We start from the raw sequence: 544 nt of genomic DNA on the forward strand, positions 1-544 counted from the left end.
GATGACTCTTTCCAGCCGATACTCCTTGTCATAACACCATACCGTGGACTGGCCTGAACAGTCAGCATGGCGGATAAGCTGTCCCTGCTCATTCCACTGAAACTGGCTTTCGCCACCTTTAGCATCAGTGCATCTGGCAGGCCGCAGAGTGTGACGATGCAGATAGTGATAACGCGTGGTCTGTTTAAGTGGAGACGTTTCACTCATCAGCCGCCCAAATTCATCGTAAGCCAGCGCGGTCTCGGTGCCATCCGGCCAGAAGATAAAAGTGAGCCGGTCGGTGTCATTCTGGTACTGCCAGCCGGTCTGGTTGCCGTTGGCATCGGTGAAACTCAGCTGGCGACCGTGTTTGTCCCATTCACTCAGGCGGGTATGGCCGTCCGCATCGGTGTAGCCGTTCGGCAGACCAAATTCATCCCACAGGATATGGTGTTCGGTGCCCGTGCGGTCGAGACAGTGGATGAGATGGTGCGCGTCGTTGAGCCGCCAAACCGTGCGGGTGTTGTCATACCAGTGTGCCGTGCGGGTGAGGTTCCCGTCATCG

General features: G+C 56.8%; 1 pseudogene. It reads right to left on the reverse strand.

Annotated elements, in window-relative coordinates:
- A pseudogene (locus ACGF7G_RS22605) lies at window positions 1-462 on the reverse strand (type IV secretion protein Rhs); the annotation flags it as partial.
- Between the last annotated feature and the right edge of the window lie 82 nt (window positions 463-544).

This window comes from Photorhabdus sp. RM323S, assembly GCF_042879375.1.
Lineage (GTDB): Bacteria > Pseudomonadota > Gammaproteobacteria > Enterobacterales > Enterobacteriaceae > Photorhabdus > Photorhabdus tasmaniensis.